We start from the raw sequence: 20,034 nt of genomic DNA on the forward strand, positions 1-20,034 counted from the left end.
CTTCAATTTAGCTATTGTAAAGTTTCAAAATTTCTCAATTTTTGTGGAAAAGGTCAACGGTGTTGCATCATGTTCTCGTGTGGTTTCGTTGCGCGTGTCGGCAATTAATTACATAGGTTCTTTTGTACTGGCATTTCTCAATGCTTTTTAATAATGTTTATAAACAGGTAGAATCTATACTAGAACATTCTCCATATTTGAATCTACACAGAAAATTCCAGATATTCTCGATTCGTTGACCAAATAAATCATATCAGCCGTTGACATATCAGCATCAACACTAAATATATTAATGTCTGCATTTCGATATTTTTTAACATTATTCAAAAGATCTCCTTGTTTCACTGAAATGCTGGTTTTATTGGGAAATCGAACCATAGTTTTTATGTCTTCAATATCAGTTTCTGAAAATTTTGAATCTGGATTTTTGTTAACAATGAGTGCGTTAATTTCACCTTTCCAATTCTTACAAATTAGTAGAGATAAAAGTGTTGATAAATCATTATTTCCAAGATTGAAAGTTTCTTTCCAATTAAAGGGGACATCTGTTAACCAAAGATTTATGGTTTTTTCTATGGCCAAACTTGCCGTAGAAAATGGAATATAAATTATCATTCCAAAATTGTTTTTTTTAACATCAGCGATTAATTTATCATAAAATTCTAAATTAACATTTCCAGTGTCAACACTAACAAATATAGTATTTGGTTTAAAAAAGGCTGCGTTCAAAGATTGCATACTAATATTGATAGTTGTATTCAGTTCTCTGTTTTCTACAAATGCATAAGAAACTGAGATGCCATTTTCTTTATATTTTTGTGAAGCATTTATCAAAAACAACTCAATATTTTTCTGTTCTTCTGGGTTATCATTAAATAAGGATAAAATTTTAATGGAACCATTCGGACTGATAATTGAATGAATTAGCTTGTAAGAGCTTCTAATTTCCTTCGGCATGGTCATTGGTATTAGAAGATCAGGACGCCATGATCTAATTTCTTTTTGAGGGCTCAGATTACTAGATTTTTTGGTAGCCCATTCAGCAAGAGCAGTAAAAAGACCACTACGCGAATCACCAACTTCTGATTTTAATTTTAAATTAACCAGATAGAAGTAAAATAAAAATATTAAAATTAGAGATGTTAAGGCGACAATGACATTAATAACAAACATGATGGCGATAGAACCAAAGGCACCCAAAGCTGGTATAATTAATGGGACTTTTAAAGTAGGTCTATAACTTGGTAAACTCAATGATTGCTCAACAAGGACTACAATATTAACCATGGCATAGGTGATCATGAAAAACATAGTAAGAATTGGGGCAATGGTGTTTAAATCACGTAATGAAATTCCTATAAATACAATAACAGCAGTTATTAACATAGAATTGACTGGCTCTCCTTTTTTTGATGTTTTTGCAAGCTCCTTGCTTTTAGGTAATATTCCCTTTTCAGCTAGGGCAAGCATAATTCGTGGAGCACCTATAAATGATCCTAATGCAGAAGATAATGTTGCTCCCAATAAACCGGCCAGTACAATAGGACTATAAACCGCTTTATCTATAAACAAATTATAGTTTGATGCCATTTCATTTGGAGTTGCTAAAAGGGAAGCCACAAATATTAAACTTATATAAATAATAGTTGTTAAAATTACTGCTGAAATAGTTCCTTTAGGAATGCTTTTTCGTGGACTCGTGAGGTCACCAGACATATTAGCACCTGCCATTACACCAGTCACAGCTGGAAAAAACACAGCAAATACAACCCAAAATGATGTACCACTAAAATTATTTTCTATTGATCCAGGATATTTACCGAATAATTCGAAGTCATAGTTTAAATCATTGATAAAGAGTGCTCCATAAATAGAGATTAACGAGAGTACAATAATACCAAGGATGACATATTGAATTTTAAAAGCAAAACTTGTGCTTATAAAAGCAATAGCCATTACAACTGAAAAAATAATAATATCAAGTAGTATTGGATTAAAGTAAGGTACTATGGAGACCAATCCTTCTCGGAACCCAAAAACGTACATGGCTACTGCTAAAGCTTGTGCTATGTAAAAAGGAATACCAATAGCACCACCAATTTCCAAACCCAAAGATTTTGAGATAATACTAAAAGCACCACCAGTACCTATACGTACATTAGTAGTTATTGAAGATAAACTTAAAGCTGTTGTAAACGTAATGGCTACCGAAATTAGTAAAATTCCTAATGCTCCTACAATACCAGCATTTCCAACAACCCATGGTTGACGAATGTACATGATTACCCCAAGTATTGTTAAAGTAGTTGGGGTAAAAACTCCAGCAAACGTTCCAAAGGTCTTTTTTATCATGTTTCAAACTTTTTTATTAATATTGAATTTTCATGCGTAGTTTTTGCTGTTCGTTAAGGCAGATATTTTATACAAGTTAAAGATTAATGTCTACACTAAATTAGTTTTTTACCTTATTGTTTGTTGTTTTTTAAATTTTTTTTAATCAGAATAAAATCTTTAAGACTTTGCGGACTTTGCAAATATGCCAAAGCTTTCACATTTAGCACTTTTTGCCCTATTTGTTATTGCCATTGTTGTGCCTAGGTTTTTTGAGTTCTGATTGTCAATGCTTGTCTATTTAGCGATATACTCACAATTCTGAACCCAACATTCAAAAGTCCGATTTCTAAATCAGTTAAGTTTAAGTATTAATCAGAAAATACAAAAGAGGAGTATATGGATAGCATATATCGTGAAGCTTTTGACGTCACAACATTGACCCATTCTCTCCCCTTTTTTATAACTAGTATCGCGTTCAGTGCTGTGAGGTTATAGTCCTTCTTTTCAAGTTGTTGCGAACAAAAGAAACTAGTTGAAAAAAATTGTTCTCGTTACCAAAGTGTCATGGCTTTATTATGTAATAGTAAAAATCTATAAACAGTAGTGTTGCTATGTAAGATATTAGATGAACCCAAGCTGTCTTAGTTTTTATTTACTTCTGTATTGTTTTTAAGCTTATGGGCAACGAATTGTGATGTAAGCTATGTTTTATAGAACTTTTTGATATCTGTTTTTTTAGGTTTGTTCCTATAAATTTCTAGTAAGATTGGAACTAAAGACAAGACGATAATTCCAAAGATGACAGTTTCAAAATTTTGTTTTACGAAGGGTAGGTTTCCGAAAAAGTAACCAAGAAACACCAAACTAAAAACCCATACAAATGCCCCAATCACATTAAAACGTACAAATTTCGAATAAGTCATTGTTCCAATTCCTGCTACAAAGGGGGCAAAAGTTCTAATGACAGGTAAGAACCGAGCGATAATAATGGTTTTTGAACCATGGCGTGCATAGAATTCGTTGGTCTTTATAGTATATGTAGGATTAATCAAGGGCTTATCTTTTATTTTACAGTTTAGTAGTTTAAGTCCAAGATTTTTACCAATATAATAATTGAGATTGTCTCCAAGAATTGCTGCTAGCGTTAATAGAAAAAGAACAATAAGCAGATTTAATTCGGCTGTTTGCCCCACATCATTTTGAACGCCGGCACAAAAAGTACCTGCTGTAAACAACAAAATATCTCCTGGTAAAAAGGCCATAAGCACCAATCCTGTTTCCATAAATACTATTAAAAACAGAATAATATAAATCCAAATGCCATAATCTAAAACCAATGCAAAGAGGTGTTGGTCAAGATTTAGGATAAAATCTAAGAAAATATTCATAATTTCCAAAGTTAGGCTGTGTTTAAAATAGTAGTTTTACTTAAGGCTTGTTCTTACGACCTTAAATATATAATGGGTTCGAATGCATTAAGCAGCAGGTTTAATTAATCGTACGTTCAGTTTGCTTTGTTGAATTAAAGCCTGCCATTTTTCAATACGTTTCATTTCAAACTCTTCAGAAAAGTCGTCTTTGATATCATAAAAATTAAGCCTAACAATTTCTTCTTTTGTTAAAAATGCAAATTCTAAATCTAAGGATTGTAATTCAGTTTCCATTTTGTTTTCCTTTTTAAAATCTTTTGTTTGCCTATTAATTTGACAGCTTTTGATCTGGTTAAGGTCGATTTTCAAAATAGAGGCTTCATTGTTACTTAGTTTTATAAACATTAATATGTTTTTGGATGCGTCAATGGCAATGAAATTATTATTCCATTGTTCTTTGATATTAATCAACAAGTGGTTGTCTTTTATGGCATCCTTAAATTGTTTTTCTTTTTTTCTGGTGTTCATTTTTCCAAGTAGTATGAACCAAGCAAAGGGTATTATGCAGAATAGGGTAGTGAATATGATCATCACAGACATTGAAATTTTCATTGTATTATGTTTTATGTTAGATTTAAAATAATAATAGTGTATCTGTGGGCTCAACAATAGAGCACAGATTTAAAATAAAAAAAGAGGAAGTTTTTTAAGTAAATAAATGAAATGGAAAGATGAGCGTCCTTGACGTGAGTTTGACGGAAATGGTTTTTACAATCTTTATATATAAAAGTTTGTAATCGTATGTGTCCGCTATGGGTAGTTGCTTCTGATACTTTAAAAAAGGGTAAGGTATTTTTATGGTTTTAAAAGACCAATTTGGACGATGAGTATCTAAAAGATTATCTATTAGTAAGGCCTGATCATTGATGTTGTTATTTAGCGTAATAAGTTCTGATCGGCTCTCAAAATTTAGAGCAACTTCATCAACATGTGGTGGAGATAAGAAAAAAAGCCCTAAAAAAAGGCTACAAATAAAACACTTTAAACCAAGCATTTTCTCTAAATTAAGTTGCAAATTTACGTCAATTACATGTTAAAATATTCATAAAATAAATTAACAATATCTTAATATGGGTTTATTTTTTTAGATCGAAATACCGTTACATTTGTCCTCGCATATTATCTTCTTTATGGAACTGGTCATTGGTTATATTGGCTTTATTATTGCGGCTTACTCCGTAATAGCTAACGATGTTATTCAAACACTTGGCACTTTTATTTCTTCAAATTTTAAAGTAAAATGGTGGTGGCTTTGGCTATTTGCTATTAGTATTTTATCGATTACACTTGTTTATGGATGGTATGTTAATGATGGCGATGTGTCTTATGGGAGATTGAGTGCTATCCCATTTCCCGAGAAATTAGAATGGTGGTATCTTTTAGCGCCAATCGCCCTATTGGCCATTACACGATTCGGAATTCCTGTAAGTACTACGTTTATGATTTTAAGTGTTTTTTCGTCGGGTATGGTAATAGAAAAAATGGTATTAAAATCGGTCTATGGCTATGCGATTTCTTTTGTTTTTGCAGTAGTGGTCTATGTTGCAATTTCGAGAAAATTTGAATCTAGTTTATCTTTGGACAAGCATGATAAAGATAAAAATAAGCATTATTGGTTAGTAGCGCAATGGTTTTCTACTGGATTTTTATGGTCTCAATGGCTGATTCAAGATTTTGCGAATATTTTTGTTTTTCTTCCACGAAAGCTCTCCATAGAACAGCTCATAATCTCTTTGTCCTGTATTGTTTTGATTATGGCCTACATATTCAGAAAACGCGGCGGAAGGATTCAGGAAATAGTTAATAAAAAATCGAATACGAAGAATATTCGTTCTGCCACCTTTATTGACTTAATCTATGGTACCTTCCTTTATGTTTTTGGTAACCTCAATTCGATTCCTATGAGCACTACTTGGGTCTTTATTGGAATTTTAGCGGGAAGAGAATTAGCGATCACTTACCTATTGAATAAAAATAAAATAAAATACACCTACATCATCATTGCCAAAGATTTAGGTAAAGTAAATATTGGTCTTGTCGTGAGTTTAGTGATTGCATTTTTGATTCAGTATTTAAAATAATCGTTCCCTACAAAACTATTTAAATTAAAGTGAATTTTTTTCGGAGACTCACCGATGCTGTTCTTTGTAAATACTGGTTTTTTACGATCGGATTTTTTGAATTCTGTTAGCTGTTCGTTAACGCAGATCGTTTGCACAAGATAAAGATTAGTGTCTACACTAAATTAGTTTCTAAGCTTGTTGCTAGTTATTTTTTCTATTTTTTTATCAGGGCAAAATCTTTAAGATTTTGCTCACTTTGCAAATTTGCCCAGGCCTTTACATTTAGCACTTTTTACCCTATTTGCCATAAACATTGTTAGCTGTAGCTCTTTTTTCATTCTTCATTTTACAAATTTTTCAAATGTTATACCATTGAATTTATATGCTCCATTTTTGTGGGTCCCAAGCCAAAGGTCGCCATTGTTGTCTTTGTAAATGCTGAACAAAGTAATGTCTTTTGAATTATCTTGAACAGCATAATGAGTAATTTTCGTTCCATCATATTTCCATACGCCATTACGGTAGGTTACAAACCACAAGTTATTATTTTCGTCTCTTACTGTTGATAGATACTCGTTCAAATCGCTCTCATTTTTCCCATCTAAACCACCTATGCTTTCATGTCTTGTGTAAAATTTATTGCTTTTTAATGTTGCGCTGTCATAAACACTATAACGATATTCGGTATTGAACCAAAAGTCGCCATTTTCATCTTCAACAATTGACCGCACTCCATTAGAAACTTCTGTAGGTTCGTTAAAAATTTCCACAACGTCTTTTTCTAAAATCCAGTCAAATGATTTTCCATTGTATCGGAACGCTCCTAATGCTCCTGTGCCAAACCAGACATTTCCTTTACTGTCTTTGTAAATGCTATATACTGTATATGGGTTTGGATAGTTTGGGTTGTTTAAAATATGGTCTTCTCCAAGTTTTGTCTTTGGTAGCTTTAGTTTGTATAAATAACTTCCATCGTATCTATAAACATATCCTGAATCCCAACCATCTTTAAACCACAAATCATTTGGTTCCAATTTCCAATTGCTTTTCAAATCATCTACTTTTAATAAATGGAAATTTTCACCGTCAGATTTAATAATGCCACTACTTGTATTAAAGTAAATATTTCCTAAATGGTCTTCTTTAATTTCACCAATTCCGTTATTGGGCAAGCCGTTTTTAGTTGTGATATGAAGAATTTTTTTACCGTCATACTTGTATATTCCATCTTCCGAACTTCCAAACCAATGATTGTTTTTTTTATCTTGATATACAAGCATTATATTTTCTCCAAGTTCCTTAACAGTTTCAACTTTTGTAATATCAATGATGCTCGTATTCTCTTTTTTGCTATTGACTTTCGAATTATTCTGTCCGTTGCACGAGGATAAAAAAGTTAATATGATTAAGTATAAAAGCAGTTTTAATTTCATTGTCGGTCTGTTTTATGTTTACTGGGTTTTGCCAGGGTTGCTGCTAATGGTTCGGCTATGAGTAGTTGCGCGGTTTAGCGATTAATTTTGCAAGTAAAAACCAAACTGAAAATCCGCAGAGATTTTCGAAAGTAGGTTTGGACCAGCAATTTATTTTATACGCTATTGTGCTTTCGTTATTTTTATTTTTGCAATTCGGAAAACGTATTTTTTAGTTTCTTTAAAGATTCGATTGAATTTTCATAAGCATTTCTATTTTGACTTAAAGTTGTCATTCGAGCTATAACTGTATTTTCAAAATATGCATCTTTTCCAAAATTATCTAAAGATTGGGTCATATTTATAAATCGTGCATTTGACATTAAATAATCTTGAGAGTATATATTTATTAGCTTTTCGTCAATATCTTCGGAAATTTTTATATCCTTAAATGAAGCATATGTTTCAGAGATAGAATTACGTAAGTTTAAATCTTCAAAAAGTTTTAAGTCACCAGAAAATATTAAGTTTTCATAGGTAACCGTTAATGGATTAAATTTCGTGTTTGAAATAATGAATATTGATTTTGAAAGTAACTTTGGGTTATCGTATTCTTTATTTACTAATATTTTAATTAGCGTATCCAATTCTGTAAGTATTTGTGTTGTCTCATCTTTGTTGTCATTTAATTTTTTTAGATTACTATCTACTTCGGCATTTAGCTGAATAATGTATGAGTCTAGTAATTTATTATTGTCTCTTTTTTTCGATTGGTCGTTAATTGCCAAAGCAATAAGAATTCCAATAATTACAAGAATTATTTCTCCAATTGCATATACTAAATATTTACCAAACTTATTTTCAGTTAGTAGTTGTTGGCGAATTTTTCTAAAGAATTTAATCATAATATCGTTTTTTTACGCCCTCGCTACAGCTGGCTCTTCACTATCAAAGGTCTACTAGACCTTTGATTCCCGTTCAGCCCTCTAAAAAATTTAATCATTGGTTAGTGGTTTTTTATAGTGAAGCAGAACGGTCTTGTATATGGTTTGTTGCCTATTTTAAGTTCCTAATTAAGCAAGCTTGAACTGGCAATTAATTTTATACGATGTTGGCACTTGTTTTTAATTTATTCTTTACTATTAGGAACCCAGTAAATATTAGCATTCCAATACTTGACAATAAATGTACTTTTTTGAAATCCAAATTCAATTCAGGGTAAAACAGCAATGCGATTCCTGCATTAATTGACAAGTGAAATAAAATTGCAATAAGAACACTTCCTTTTGAATTAATTACTAACCAAGTAATTATTATGGATAGGCAGATTAGCATAGTAAAATATGTAATAACAGGAATTAAAGATATTGGTTCTCCACTAACCAAGGTCCCGAATGGTGCCCACCATAGTGGGATATGCCAAATAAACCATATAAATCCAATAATGATTGCACTTTTTAAGTTTGAATATTTTTTTTGAAACTCAGACAATAAAAAACCTCTCCATCCAAGCTCTTCTCCCAAAGGTCCAGCATACAATCCCGCTAATAATATTGTTGGTATCGATAGATATGCCATTTTATCAAAACCTCCAATCTCCCCAATAAACTGGCTGTAAAGTGCAATGCCAATAATGACAAATATTAGAGGTAAAAGAATTAGGTATACATAATATTTTAAAGGAACTTTCCATATAAAGAGTTTCTTGATTAATTCAAATACTCCTATAAGTCCATCAAAAAATAGAGTTGTAATTATTGCGGAAATTGTTGGTCCATATACCCCAACAAAAAAGAAAACTAAAAATTTACCGATTGACTCTTGATTAATTCCATCTGAAAGGTAGTTTAATCCGATAATCCAAAGTATCCAAGACCACAAAAAGGTCAGTATTAAAAACACAAATAATTTTTTCCTATTCATTTTTTTTGAAATGTCTTGTCCTGAAATATGGCTACAGGTTAAAATTGATTTTACGCTGTTTTTAAATATACCATATTCGGTGTTTTATAGTGCAAAAAACGGGCATAGTATACCACCTACAGCGGATTAAAGTGATCATAGTGGAGCGGGTGAAAGTGAACCACTTGCGGCGGACGAAAGTGAACCACTAAAAATCGATTCTATTTGTAAAGCTTTAAATATCTTTTTATAAAAAGATATTATGGCCAACAAACAAATAGAAATGCGAAAAATAAAACAGATTTTCAAACTTTACAGTGAAGGAGTCAGTAAGCGTCAAATAAGCCTAATCACAGGGCTATCACGTAATACCATCACTAAATATATTGACTTTTTTAAGCGCTATGGGCTTACTAATTACGAAGTGTCTTCCATGACACTCGAGGAGCTGAACAGACTTTTTAAAACCGACCAAAAAGGTAAGAGCCAACAACTATTGACTCTAGAAACATACTTTCCTTATTTCGACAAAGAACTGCGCAAAACGGGTGTAACCAAAGAGCTACTCTGGCAAGAGTATGCTTCCAAACATCCAGATGGTTACAAACTTTCCCAGTTTAGATATTGGTACCGGGAGTGGGCTAAAGAAGTGTCTCCAGTGATGCATTTTACACACAAAGCTGGCGATAAACTTTTTATTGATTTTACAGGTAAGAAGCTTTCCATCGTAGACCGTTACACAGGTGAGATACAAGATTTAGAAGTCTTTGTTTGTGTATTGGGAAGTAGCCAATATACGTATGTTGAGGCTTGTGAGAGCCAAAAGAAAGAAGACTTTATAGCTTGTGTAGAAAATGCACTTTGGTTTTATGGCGGTGTACCACAAGCTTTAGTGCCCGATAACTTGAGGGCAGCAGTTACTAAAAGTAGTCGTTACGAACCGAAAGTAAATGAGACTTTTATAGATTTTGCTGAGCATTATGAAACGGCAGTACTTCCAACTAGAGCCTACAGACCTAGAGATAAAGCCATCGTCGAAAATGCTGTACGTATCATATATACACGTGTCTTTGCGCCATTGCGTAACCAAACGATCCATACTAAAGCTGCACTGAATAAGGCTATATTAGAACTTCTTAAAACCCATAACAGCACCTCTTTTAGGGGGCGTGAATATTCTCGCTATTCGTTATTTGAAGAGATTGAAAAGCATCAGCTCAGACCATTGCCAGCAAAACGCTATGAGATTAAACGCTACGCTAATGCAACGGTTCATAAAAACAGCCATATTTATTTTAGTAAGGACAAACACTATTATAGTCTGCCCTATCAGCATATAGGCAAGCGTATCAAAATGGTTTACTCAGATAGCGCAGTAGAGATTTACTACCAGCAGGAACTGCTTACGGTACATCCAAGAAACAAGCAAAAATATGGGTATAGCACGATAAAGGAACACATGCCTTCCCATCACCGCTTTATCAGCGAGTGGAGCAGTGAAAAATTCATTACCTGGGCAGAGCAAGTTGGTAATAATTGTAAGGTGTTAATCATTAACATATTAGAAAAGAAACAACACCCTGAGCAATCCTACAAATCGTGTTTAGGCATATTGCACCTTACTAAAAAGGTAGGCAATACACGGCTAGATAATGCCTGTAAGCGAGCATTAGACTATGGAGCGCATAACTACAATATTGTAGAGCGTATCCTTAAAAACGGCTGGGACACTTTAGATGAAGATATCGAAGATCAACCAGATATCCCAAACCATAGCAATATTAGAGGGAGCCATTATTACAAATAAATTTAAACCAAAAACAATGAATAAACAGACATTAGAACACATGAAACAACTAAGGCTATACGGCATGTACAGAGCCTTTGACAGCAGTTTATCACCACAAAGTATAAACTACACAAATGATGAACTCATCGCATATCTGCTCCAAAGCGAATGGGATGACCGCCAAAACAGAAAGATAGAACGGTTAACAAAAGCGGCACGTTTTAGATATAGTGCTGTTATGGAAGCTATCGATTTTGATGCTTCAAGACAGCTAGATAAAAATCAAATACAACGCTTTGCTAGCTGTGAGTTTATAAAGCAAAAACAGAATATCCTTATCACAGGAAGTACAGGTGCTGGAAAAAGCTATATAGCATCAGCTATTGGTCATCAGGCGTGTTCATTGGGATATAAAGTCATGTATTATAACACGAATAAACTTTTTACCATGCTTAAAACATCAAAAGCAGATGGCTCTTATTTAAAACAAATCAATAAACTAGAAAAACAAGACCTACTGATTATAGATGACTTTGGACTCAAAGCTTTAGATGCTATAAATAGGCACTCTTTTATGGAAATTATTGAAGATAGACACGGAGAACACAGTATTATTATAGCTTCACAATTACCAGTAGAAGCATGGCATGAAATTATAGGAGAACAAACCATCGCAGATGCCATTTTAGACCGCCTTGTACATAATGCACACAGAATACATATTAAAGGAGAATCGATGCGTAAAAAAATGAAAAATAAAGACTAAATTTAACCACAAATGAATCGATTTTGAGCACTTACTTTGCTATGCTCACTTTCATCCGCCGCAAGTGGTTCAATTTGACCGCCCTATCCAGTCAATTCTAATTTCTTTTTTAAATGGTCATAAAGTCTTTTATCCATTCTATCCAATAATAAATGACCGATTGTATCTAAAAGTTCTGTGTAACGAAGATTAAATTGATTATAAAAAAGTTCGTTGAAGTCGGGATATTCTTTCAGCCAATTTGGTAATAACTGAACAGGTATTAAGAGTACTTTTGAGTCTTCTTCTGTTATAGCGAATACCTTACTTGGAGTGTTTTTTAATGCAGCGTAGAATGTCATAACACAGCTTTGAGCTGATTCGATATAATAAAGTAACAATTCTTTCTCTTCAAATCTAGAATATACTTTTATCAGACCATTAATAACAATGGGTAAAACTTTGACATACTGCTGTTCCCTTAAAATTTCAGTTCCTTTTGAAAATTCCTTAATGGTAGATTCTTGCAGGATTTTTTCAACCAAATCAGGTTTTAAAAAAGATAATATTCTTCTGTCAAGTTCCATTTTACGTCTTTTTCTTAGGTTGCACACAACGCTTCAGCTATGAGTAGTGCGGAGGCAAGGAAACCTTTTTGTTTCCGTCTACGCACGTAGCAAAAGCTTTTTGTTTTGTTTTATTTTTTTTCATCAGAGCAAAATCCTAAAGATTTTGCGGATACTTTAAATATACACAAACCATTGAATTAATCACCAAACTCCGCATTACTTATAGCTATTGTTGTAAAACGTTTTTATTTTATTCCGAATGGTTTAGCTTTTAATTCCGTTAACCATTCCGTTCCATATTTCTTATTTAAATAATCGAAAATCATTTGATTGTTTTCTGTTACTTTTTTAAATGATAAAGGGTCAATCACGCAATTCTCTTTTATAAGTCCAATTCCATATTTTTCCTTAAATGCCAAATATTCTTCTGGAATTGAACCGTCGATGCCATGTATTATAAAATTTAGCGTTCCGTCCGAAATCCGTATTTTTATTTGTTCTTCGGTCAAATTTGTGTCCAAATTCATAGGGAAAGAGTAAATTCCACTACTATAACTTAATTCAGTTTTTTCCATTAGCCGAATAGTAATTGTATTTTTTCTATTACTTATACGTGCAGGATAGAAAGTGTAAGCAGTAAAGTCATCTGAAACGAAGCTGAATAGATATTTACCTTTTTCCGGTAAAGTGATTTTAAAACTCTCAGCGTTATTGACTTCGATTTTGTGATTTGAATTAATGATTGTAAATTCTCCTGAAGTAAATTTCTTATTCGTTAAGTTCTCAAAAGTTACTTCGGCTATTATTTCTTTTTCGGTTGCTTTCGAAATAGTACAAATCAAAGCTAAAATCAGAGTTATAAATATTTTTTTCATAGTTATTAATTTAAATCAAATATTAAATTACTATTTCTATAAAACAATTCATAATTAGTGAATAACCTTTTTCGTTTAGTAAAACTGCTTTTTGATTGAGCCAAATGTTTTACAACGCTTCAGCTATGAGTAGTGCGGAGGCAAGGAAACCTTTTTGTTTCCGTCTTCGCACGTAGCAAAAGCTTTTTGTTTTGATTTATATTTTTTCGCCAGAGCAAAATCCAAAAGATTTTGCGGACATAGTAAATATACGCTTACTTTAAATTAAACACCAAACTCCGCATTACTTATAGGTATTGTTGTAACACGTTATTTTTCGAAATCAGCTTTGTTTTTTAGCACATATGAAATAAGTAAATCGGTCAAATCATCTTGATATTCGTAAAATTCCGTATCGCATTTCTCCCAATTTTCTTCCGCTTTTTCTTCTATTAATTCCAGTTTATTCTGTCTCTCAGTTCTATCTTTTGGCACATTTCCATTATCAAATTCAGAATTTGCGTTCTCAACAATTTTTGCTGTTTTTTCTGCTCCGATTTCCAAAAGTGCATTTAGAGTTTCTTGGCTAAAATCTCCACTGGAATTAAAATAGAATTGGTTAAATCCTCCATTATTTATTTCACGTTCTAAATTCTCTACAAAAAGAAAAGTTCGTTGTGAAGAATTCAGTTTCTCAATCTTTTCTCCGTATTCAGATTTTTCATTCAGATATGTGTCAATTTCCATAACAATCATATCTCGTCTTTCTATTTTTAGTGTTTTGTCAAGATTAAATTCCATTTGCGAATTACAATTTGTAAAAAATATTACTGTTAAGAATAGTAAAATTTTATTCCTAGCAGAATTTTTCTTTAATGTGTTACAACGCTTCAGCTATGAGTAGTGCGGAGGCAAGGAAACCTTTTTGTTTCCGTCTACGCACGTAGCAAAAGCTTTTTGTTTTGTTTTATTTTTTTTCATCAGAGCAAAATCCTAAAGATTTTGCGGATACTTTAAATATACACAAACCATTGAATTAATCACCAAACTCCGCATTACTTATAGCTATTGTTGTAAAACGTTTTTATTTTATTCCGAATGGTTTAGCTTTTAATTCCGTTAACCATTCCGTTCCATATTTCTTATTTAAATAATCGAAAATCATTTGATTGTTTTCTGTTACTTTTTTAAATGATAAAGGGTCAATCACGCAATTCTCTTTTATAAGTCCAATTCCATATTTTTCCTTAAATGCCAAATATTCTTCTGGAATTGAACCGTCGATGCCATGTATTATAAAATTTAGCGTTCCGTCCGAAATCCGTATTTTTATTTGTTCTTCGGTCAAATTTGTGTCCAAATTCATAGGGAAAGAGTAAATTCCACTACTATAACTTAATTCAGTTTTTTCCATTAGCCGAATAGTAATTGTATTTTTTCTATTACTTATACGTGCAGGATAGAAAGTGTAAGCAGTAAAGTCATCTGAAACGAAGCTGAATAGATATTTACCTTTTTCCGGTAAAGTGATTTTAAAACTCTCAGCGTTATTGACTTCGATTTTGTGATTTGAATTAATGATTGTAAATTCTCCTGAAGTAAATTCCTTATTCGTTAAGTTCTCAAAAGTTACTTCGGCTATTATTTCTTTTTCGGTTGCTTTCGAAATAGTACAAATCAAAGCTAAAATCAGAGTTATAAATATTTTTTTCATAGTTATTAATTTAAATCAAATATTAAATTACTATTTCTAGAAAACAATTCACATTTAGTGAATAACCTTTTTTGTTTAGTAAAACTGCTTTTTGATTGAGCTAAATGTTTTACAACGTTTAAGCTATGAGTAGTGCGGAGGCAAGGAAACCTTTTTGTTTCCGTCTTCGCACGTAGCAAAAGCTTTTTGTTTTGATTTATATTTTTTCGCCAGAGCAAAATCCAAAAGATTTTGCGGACATAGTAAATATACGCTTACTTTAAATTAAACACCAAACTCCGCATTACTTATAGGTATTGTTACCTACAGTTTTTTATGCGTAATCTTATCGGTCAGTATTAATTTTTGCACCTTTTTAATCAGTGATGATATTTTAAATCGCGCGATTAATTCGATTATTAATGAGTAAATCAGTCCGAAAGTCGGCATAATTAAAAACTCGACTTTGCTAAATCCGTTCATAGCTAATTGATATACAGCAATTGTTAAAGTCAGTCCGACAAAAAATATTCCAAACCAAAATTGCATCTTATAAGTAATTCCGTTAATCCTTTTTAGAGTTAGTTTGCATTCGGTTCCATTTTCATTTGTATTTACCGCATTTGCAATAAGTTTCACTAACGGCCCTAAATTTGGAGTAAAAGCGAAAAATGATAAATTTCCATAGAGTTCTATTCCTCCGTCGTCAGAAAATCCTCCTGCAATATTGTTCCGTCCTATTTCTGAATTAATTATTTCAATAATGCTGTTAGCCGAATTGTTAAGGTTATATACTTTTGTTTGGTCGTTCACAGTGTTATTTGAAATTGTAGGTAACGGTTTGTATATGAAACGTAGCGTGCAAAAAGACACAGAAGTTTCGGATTATACACAAGCCAGATTTTTAAATTTTCTTTTTATCTTAATTTCTCAAAAAGCCAAATTTAAAAATTTGGCGATCTTCGAAAATACACAAAAACCTCTCGAAAAGCCTATAATAGCTATGTTTTATATACGTTGTTGTAAACAGTTTTTTTATATTTCTTCATCATATCCGAACCAATGGTTAAAACATTTAACTTTTTCAGATTCTATTTCAATGAATTTGTTTTTCGTTAAATCTATTTTCCACACTTTTAAGATATGGTTTTTGTCAAAATATTCTTTGTCTTGATTTTTTGCTATTCCGAATATGAATTTTTCGTTAGATTTGTCGGCCATCTTACAATCAGTCGGTTCAGAGAACAGTTTTGATTTGTCTGCAATCAATTGAACTTCGTCTAATATTTTAAAATTCACTTTCGAAGGATTATCTCTAATAATCTGTTCCAAAACCAGTACTTGTATGCTATCTTTCTGGAGGTATGAAAGTGCTTTGTCAGTACCGTCCAAAACCATTCCAACAATTTCAGTAAATCCTTTGTATTTATCCAACTCCGTTATTTTTCGATAAACAGTTTGGTCTTCATTTTCTATTAATAGAATTTCACTTTTTTTGTTAGTTTCAGAAACGGGTTGTTTCTTACTCTCTTTACAACTTAAAGTCAGAATAATTATTGAAATTGCTATTAAGTTTCTCGTTTTCATAAATTGTTTACAACGGTTCGGCTAAGCGTAGTGCGGTGGTAAGGAAACTTTTCGTTTCCGTCTGCGCACGAAGCTAAAGCTTATTGTTTAGTTTTATTTTTTCTTTTCCAAAGCTAAATCCATAAGATTTAGCGACTTCATAAATATACACAGACCTTTCTATTTAGCCCTAAAGTCCGAATTACGTTTAGGTGTTGTTGTAAAACGTTATTCTTTGGGCTCCCAATTGAGGTCAATTTCCTTTTCTGGATTTATTACAATATTATCGTAATCATAGGTTACAACAGAATCTGTATCATTATGGTATTTATTATCGTACGCAAGAGTAAATGCTATTACAATTAAAGGGTCAATTTCATATTTTTCTAACTTTATAAGATACTTGTCCTCTCCGAGTATTTTTTTGTGATTTTTTGAAATTATGCCAATGTGTTTTTCATTTAAGAATATTGCTATTGCATTACTTTTTTGTTCATGAAAATATATAGTCCCTTTTGAAATTCGGATGTTATAGGAAATTGCTGATTCACTTCGAATTTCTATTGAGTTACTTAAGCCATAATTGATTGAGTAGTTTAAGAAATCTGTTAAATTCGGTTCTCTTTTTACAGATAATAGTTCGTAGTTGTCCAAGTCCTCTAACCCAATTTGTGAATAAAATGAGAACGGCTTGGACTTAGCATAATACATTAAATTATTATCAACCAATATTTCATATCGGTCAAAGAATATATTCCATCTTTTTTGAAAAATCCTTATTTCCATGAATTGGTTCTTTTTATAATGTTTTACAACGTTGCGGCTATGGCACGTAGGGCAGGTGATAAGCACTTATCTTTCCGCCAAGCGCGTAGCCAAAGCTTTTGCATTTTGTTTTTTATTTTATCTACTCTAAAAGCCCAAATCAAAAGATTTGGGGGACATCGTAAACAAGACCAAGCCAATAGATTCAGCACTTAGCGCTCTATTTGCTATAGCCATTGTTATCTTTAGTGCTTTTTACGCAACCTTGAATTCCGAGTCATTCATTTGTACACTGAACTTTATATTTGCCTTTAGTGCGTTAAACACTTTTAAAATAGTTTCAATCGTTACGTTTTTTGCGCTTCGCTCCAGTTTAGAAATCTTGTGACTTTGAACTCCAATCAATTCACCAAGTTGTTCTTGGGTCAATTTCCGTTCTTTTCGCACAGACTTAATCATTTCGCCAAAACCTCCATTCGCAAATCGAATTCATACTTGCCCTATCCGCCGTTCGATTTTTCCAATGTCCTTGTCCTTCATTTGTTCAAGGGTCATCATTTTCATCTTTTATTCTTTGTTGCCATAACTTTATTTTTATTGCTCGAAATATTCCGTCCCGAATCTGCTTTGCTTTTTTCGATTTCAGCTTTAGGAACCTTGTCCGTTTTTTTGACCATTCCATGCGTAGAAATCACAAGCGTTTCGGTTTTTCCAGTCCTGTCCCAAAATGCGAAAAGTCGGTATTGAAGTCCTCCATATTTTGTTCTAAACTCCCAAATGTCGTCCGTTAGTTTTTTGAACAATTTCGGGTCAAGTCCAAATGTGGCCTTGTCTAGATTATAGTAAATCTTCGCTTTTGCTTTCTTGTCGACCTTTGACATAAAATCAATAGCCTGTTCAAGAAAAACGACTTCAAATCTTTTCTCCATTCTGTTTATGTGCCCATTTATAAGACAAATATAAATAAAAAAGTTGAATTATATGGAAACTTTTATATTTTTGGTCAGCATTAAAGATAACGCTTCAGCTATGAGTAGTGCGGAGGCAAGGAAACCTTTTTGTTTCCGTCTTCGCACGTAGCAAAAGCTTTTTGTTTTGATTTATATTTTTTCGCCAGAGCAAAATCGAAAAGATTTTGCGGACATAGTAAATATACGCTTACTTTAAATTAAACACCAAACTCCGCATTACTTATAGGTATTGTTGTAAAACGTTTTTTTCGTAACAATTCCACTTCTATATTACACAAACCATTTAAAAGTCCTTTTGCGTAATTTTCGTCAATTCAGCCGGCATAACGTTTTTATTCAAATAACTTTTCACTAACTCTTTTTACCATTTCTTTGTCCATTTTTTCAGGTAAACAAACTAAGTTAGGACCCATAACATTACCGAGAGCTAAAATTCCATATTCTTTATTAAATAAAATCGGACCAGTTCCATCGGTAATTGGTTCAATCAATTCGTACTTTTTAAATGGTAATTCTGATAATTCTAAAATTTCAAATTCTGAATTATTAATTGGTTCAAAATTCATAAAACTGAAGGATAAATTCTCAGATTTTAATTCGTAAGTTAAATCAATGTTTCTTTCAGAATCTTCAATATCATCATAATGATATTTCCATAATTCAGTCTCTCTTTCAAGAGTCATTATACATTTTCTAAGTTTTTGAGAATTTCCAGGATTAATAAATAAATCACGATTTGCAAAAGTCGTTTTCGAAACATTTTCGCAACTCTCTGAAATCAATATCATCAGAACTAAAATTAATATGTTGATGGTTTTTTTCAAAATGTTTTACAACGTTTATGTATAAGATTAGTGGCGTTTTTAATCACCTAATCTAGCAAATAATTACTAGATAGAAAATCCGCAAGGATTTTCGTAAGTATGCGAGGACTAGCCATTAATTTTATACGGTGTTGTGTGTAGTGTTTTATGCGTTTTTATTTTATCAGTTTAAATTGGTCAATTCCGATTTCAAACACAATTTTGTCATCTATCTCAATCTGTTTTCCATTCAGGTCGTAAAATTCAACGAAAACATTGTTTTCATCAATTACTTGCAAAAAACGGGCATAGTATACCACCTACAGCGGATTAAAGTGATCATAGTGGAGCGGGTGAAAGTGAACCACTTGCGGCGGACGAAAGTGAACCACTAAAAATCGATTCTATTTGTAAAGCTTTAAATATCTTTTTATAAAAAGATATTATGGCCAACAAACAAATAGAAATGCGAAAAATAAAACAGATTTTCAAACTTTACAGTGAAGGAGTCAGTAAGCGTCAAATAAGCCTAATCACAGGGCTATCACGTAATACCATCACTAAATATATTGACTTTTTTAAGCGCTATGGGCTTACTAATTACGAAGTGTCTTCCATGACACTCGAGGAGCTGAACAGACTTTTTAAAACCGACCAAAAAGGTAAGAGCCAACAACTATTGACTCTAGAAACATACTTTCCTTATTTCGACAAAGAACTGCGCAAAACGGGTGTAACCAAAGAGCTACTCTGGCAAGAGTATGCTTCCAAACATCCAGATGGTTACAAACTTTCCCAGTTTAGATATTGGTACCGGGAGTGGGCTAAAGAAGTGTCTCCAGTGATGCATTTTACACACAAAGCTGGCGATAAACTTTTTATTGATTTTACAGGTAAGAAGCTTTCCATCGTAGACCGTTACACAGGTGAGATACAAGATTTAGAAGTCTTTGTTTGTGTATTGGGAAGTAGCCAATATACGTATGTTGAGGCTTGTGAGAGCCAAAAGAAAGAAGACTTTATAGCTTGTGTAGAAAATGCACTTTGGTTTTATGGCGGTGTACCACAAGCTTTAGTGCCGATAACTTGAGGGCAGCAGTTACTAAAAGTAGTCGTTACGAACCGAAAGTAAATGAGA

20 protein-coding genes are annotated in these 20,034 nt (G+C 32.5%); 4 read left to right on the forward strand and 16 right to left on the reverse strand.

Annotated features, from left to right (window positions below; all coding sequences use genetic code 11):
• Positions 1-174: 174 nt before the first annotated feature.
• The 3 genes from GQ45_RS17340 to GQ45_RS17350 form a co-directional block, all read right to left on the reverse strand.
• Positions 175-2,352 (reverse strand): amino acid permease, encoded by a 2,178-nt coding sequence (locus GQ45_RS17340; RefSeq protein WP_047419852.1) that lies wholly within the window; start codon positions 2,350-2,352, stop codon positions 175-177.
• A 683-nt stretch (positions 2,353-3,035) separates the two neighbouring features.
• Positions 3,036-3,722, reverse strand: a complete 687-nt coding sequence (locus GQ45_RS17345) for a VTT domain-containing protein (protein WP_047419853.1) — start codon at positions 3,720-3,722, stop codon at positions 3,036-3,038.
• A gap of 87 nt (positions 3,723-3,809) precedes the next feature.
• The gene (locus GQ45_RS17350) at positions 3,810-4,316 is read right to left on the reverse strand and encodes a hypothetical protein (RefSeq protein ID WP_156125461.1); all 507 of its coding nucleotides are present in this window, start codon (positions 4,314-4,316) and stop codon (positions 3,810-3,812) included.
• Positions 4,317-4,894: 578 nt separating this feature from the next.
• Between GQ45_RS17350 and GQ45_RS17360 the strand changes: the two genes are divergently transcribed.
• Entirely contained in the window at positions 4,895-5,845 is a 951-nt protein-coding gene (locus GQ45_RS17360; RefSeq protein ID WP_047419856.1) for a hypothetical protein, read from the forward strand.
• 323 nt (positions 5,846-6,168) lie between these two features.
• On the opposite strand, the gene GQ45_RS17365 is transcribed toward GQ45_RS17360, so the two are convergent.
• The 3 genes from GQ45_RS17365 to GQ45_RS17375 all read right to left on the reverse strand — a co-directional run bounded on the left by GQ45_RS17365 (position 6,169) and on the right by GQ45_RS17375 (position 9,162).
• Positions 6,169-7,260: a two-component regulator propeller domain-containing protein gene (locus tag GQ45_RS17365; RefSeq protein ID WP_047419857.1), complete on the reverse strand. Its 1,092-nt coding sequence runs from the start codon at positions 7,258-7,260 to the stop codon at positions 6,169-6,171.
• A 182-nt stretch (positions 7,261-7,442) separates the two neighbouring features.
• Positions 7,443-8,144 (reverse strand): hypothetical protein, encoded by a 702-nt coding sequence (locus tag GQ45_RS17370; protein ID WP_047419858.1) that lies wholly within the window; start codon positions 8,142-8,144, stop codon positions 7,443-7,445.
• Positions 8,145-8,340: 196 nt separating this feature from the next.
• Entirely contained in the window at positions 8,341-9,162 is an 822-nt protein-coding gene (locus tag GQ45_RS17375; RefSeq protein ID WP_081980952.1) for a type II CAAX prenyl endopeptidase Rce1 family protein, read from the reverse strand.
• A 241-nt stretch (positions 9,163-9,403) separates the two neighbouring features.
• Between GQ45_RS17375 and istA the strand changes: the two genes are divergently transcribed.
• The gene (gene istA / locus GQ45_RS17380; RefSeq protein ID WP_047414181.1) at positions 9,404-10,948 is read left to right on the forward strand and encodes an IS21 family transposase; all 1,545 of its coding nucleotides are present in this window, start codon (positions 9,404-9,406) and stop codon (positions 10,946-10,948) included.
• A gap of 16 nt (positions 10,949-10,964) precedes the next feature.
• A complete protein-coding gene (gene istB, locus GQ45_RS17385) occupies positions 10,965-11,696 on the forward strand; it encodes an IS21-like element helper ATPase IstB (protein ID WP_047414086.1) in 732 nt (243 codons plus the stop codon).
• 83 nt (positions 11,697-11,779) lie between these two features.
• On the opposite strand, the gene GQ45_RS17390 is transcribed toward istB, so the two are convergent.
• The 10 genes from GQ45_RS17390 to GQ45_RS17435 form a co-directional block, all read right to left on the reverse strand.
• Entirely contained in the window at positions 11,780-12,262 is a 483-nt protein-coding gene (locus tag GQ45_RS17390) for a Crp/Fnr family transcriptional regulator (protein WP_197056980.1), read from the reverse strand.
• A gap of 227 nt (positions 12,263-12,489) precedes the next feature.
• A complete protein-coding gene (locus tag GQ45_RS17395; RefSeq protein WP_047419860.1) occupies positions 12,490-13,119 on the reverse strand; it encodes a hypothetical protein in 630 nt (209 codons plus the stop codon).
• A 309-nt stretch (positions 13,120-13,428) separates the two neighbouring features.
• Complete coding sequence (locus GQ45_RS17400; RefSeq protein WP_197056981.1) at positions 13,429-13,845, reverse strand: DMP19 family protein; 417 nt, start codon at positions 13,843-13,845, stop codon at positions 13,429-13,431.
• 337 nt (positions 13,846-14,182) lie between these two features.
• Positions 14,183-14,812, reverse strand: a complete 630-nt coding sequence (locus GQ45_RS17405) for a hypothetical protein (protein WP_047419861.1) — start codon at positions 14,810-14,812, stop codon at positions 14,183-14,185.
• Between the two features lie 303 nt (positions 14,813-15,115).
• The gene (locus tag GQ45_RS17410) at positions 15,116-15,604 is read right to left on the reverse strand and encodes a hypothetical protein (RefSeq protein WP_047419862.1); all 489 of its coding nucleotides are present in this window, start codon (positions 15,602-15,604) and stop codon (positions 15,116-15,118) included.
• 222 nt (positions 15,605-15,826) lie between these two features.
• Positions 15,827-16,378, reverse strand: a complete 552-nt coding sequence (locus tag GQ45_RS17415) for a hypothetical protein (protein WP_047414092.1) — start codon at positions 16,376-16,378, stop codon at positions 15,827-15,829.
• Between the two features lie 207 nt (positions 16,379-16,585).
• Positions 16,586-17,143 (reverse strand): hypothetical protein, encoded by a 558-nt coding sequence (locus GQ45_RS17420; RefSeq protein ID WP_047419863.1) that lies wholly within the window; start codon positions 17,141-17,143, stop codon positions 16,586-16,588.
• Positions 17,144-17,377: 234 nt separating this feature from the next.
• On the reverse strand, positions 17,378-17,581 hold the full coding sequence (locus GQ45_RS17425) for a helix-turn-helix domain-containing protein (protein ID WP_231555217.1): 204 nt from the start codon (positions 17,579-17,581) through the stop codon (positions 17,378-17,380).
• 101 nt (positions 17,582-17,682) lie between these two features.
• Positions 17,683-18,051 (reverse strand): type II toxin-antitoxin system RelE/ParE family toxin, encoded by a 369-nt coding sequence (locus GQ45_RS17430; protein ID WP_052188335.1) that lies wholly within the window; start codon positions 18,049-18,051, stop codon positions 17,683-17,685.
• A 374-nt stretch (positions 18,052-18,425) separates the two neighbouring features.
• Entirely contained in the window at positions 18,426-18,917 is a 492-nt protein-coding gene (locus GQ45_RS17435; RefSeq protein WP_156125463.1) for a hypothetical protein, read from the reverse strand.
• A gap of 424 nt (positions 18,918-19,341) precedes the next feature.
• Here GQ45_RS17435 and GQ45_RS17440 point away from each other — a divergent pair, with 424 nt between their 5' ends.
• Positions 19,342-19,986 (forward strand): helix-turn-helix domain-containing protein, encoded by a 645-nt coding sequence (locus tag GQ45_RS17440; protein WP_052188336.1) that lies wholly within the window; start codon positions 19,342-19,344, stop codon positions 19,984-19,986.
• Positions 19,987-20,034 lie beyond the last annotated feature (48 nt).

The sequence above is a fragment of the Cellulophaga sp. Hel_I_12 genome, from assembly GCF_000799565.1.
Taxonomy (GTDB): domain Bacteria; phylum Bacteroidota; class Bacteroidia; order Flavobacteriales; family Flavobacteriaceae; genus Cellulophaga.